The sequence below is a fragment of the Mesorhizobium sp. M1E.F.Ca.ET.063.01.1.1 genome, assembly GCF_003998155.1.
Classification (GTDB): domain Bacteria; phylum Pseudomonadota; class Alphaproteobacteria; order Rhizobiales; family Rhizobiaceae; genus Mesorhizobium.
Genome location: NZ_RZSC01001028.1, coordinates 1 through 1,666 on the forward strand (window position 1 = coordinate 1; position 1,666 = coordinate 1,666).

Below are 1,666 nucleotides of genomic sequence, written 5' to 3' on the forward strand. Positions count from 1 at the left end.
CTTCTTCAGCCAGTCGGTGGCGACCGTCTGGGCGTCGCCGCCCTTGAGGATCGCGTCCATCATCTCGCCTTCCATGTCGAGGTTGAACTTCAGGTTGGCGATGAACTTGCCGGCGTTCGGGCACTCGGTGGTGTAGCCCTTGCGCACATTGGTGTAGACGGTGGCGGCGCCGAAGCCGCTGTCGCCCATACCCTCGAGATAGGTGATCTTCATGGCGCCCATCACCGGATGCGGCGTCCAGCCGAGGAAGGCGATCCATTCATTGTTCTTCATCGACTGTTCGGCCTGCGTCAGCATGCCGGCTTCCGACGACTCGACCAGCTCGAAACCTTCGAGATTGTCCTTCGGGTTCTTGATCATGTCGAGGATGATGCGATTGCCGTCATTGCCGGCCTCGATGCCGTAGATCTTGCCGTTGAACTTGTCCTTGAACTTGCCGAGATCGGTCAGCGTCTTGACGCCGGCATCCGCGACATAGGTCGGCACGACGATGCCATAGCCGGCGCCGGTCAGGTTCGTGCTCACCGTCTCGACCGAGCCGTCGGCGGTGTAGTCCTTGATGTCGTTGGTCATCGACGGCATCCAGTTGCCGAGGAAGACGTCGAGGTCCTTGTTCTTCAGCGACGCATAGGTCACCGGCACCGAAAGCTGGATCACCTGCGGCTCGTAGCCGAGCGCGGTAAGCAGCACCGAGGCCAGCCCCGTGGTCGCCTGGATGTCGGTCCAGCCGACGTCGGACAGACGCACGGCCTTGCAGCTCGCCGGATCGCCGGCATAGGCAGCGGTCGTGGATAGAAGCGCCGCCAGGCCGAGGCCGGCGACAAAAGATTTCATACGCGGCATGAACTTTTCTCCCATTGCAATTCGAGGCGACGCAAAGTCGGTTCTTGTGTCCGCCTTGTTTCGTCAGCCAAACACCATTTTGATGTGGTTTCAAGCGGCGCCACATCACGATCAACGGCGTGCGCTGGCCATTCAGCGACATGCCGGAGGTCTTTGCGGCAAGACGAAGTTTTCATGGACGGCCGGCACTGCCTGATATTCCAGCGATCGGCGGGCTGGCGATCGGTTGATTGCCGCGATCCGGCACAAGAGATTTTGCGGCACTGCCGCTTCGTCGCATCTCGCCGCGCAAAAACAATAGCTTAAGGCATATCAGCTAAAGCTGTTTGAAGGCGACGCGCATGACTCATGCCGTTAGCATGCTTGGCTTGTCTTTCAAGGGCCTAACCAATTCTTTTGTTTTGACGCCTCGCCCTGTCTTCCTTCTTTCAATCGCTTGAGGCCCCACATATATTCGCCGCCACGTGCGACGAAACCGGATGCCGAAGCGGGAGGCCCCAATGGCGACATTGCAGAATTTCGATGCCGAAATTGCCAAGACCAAGCAGGTCGTCGAGGACATGCGCACCAAGATCGAGCAGTCCGGCACCGTGCTCGACACGCTCGCGCAGGCCGACAAGAAGATCGGCGACGCCAATTTCGACATCGAGAACGCCCGTATCGAGGACGTGCTGAAGCAGCAGAAGGTGATGGAAGGCAACATCGCCGACCTGATCATCGGCCTGGAGGACGCGACCAACGTCTTCGGCGCCGAATTCGAGAGCATGAAGAGCTACACCGGCTGGGAAAACTTCGTTGGCGTCTTTTCGGACCAGCGCAAGCA

At 59.2% G+C, this 1,666-nt stretch carries 1 protein-coding gene and 1 pseudogene; one reads left to right on the forward strand and one right to left on the reverse strand.

The genetic code is table 11. The features are described from left to right. The coding region (gene choX / locus EOA29_RS35605) for a choline ABC transporter substrate-binding protein (protein WP_127222334.1) at nucleotides 1-843 on the reverse strand (843 nt) is incomplete at its 3' end. Nucleotides 844-1,343: 500 nt separating this feature from the next. Here choX and EOA29_RS35610 point away from each other — a divergent pair. Next, nucleotides 1,344-1,666 (forward strand): annotated as a pseudogene (locus EOA29_RS35610) (hypothetical protein); the annotation flags it as partial.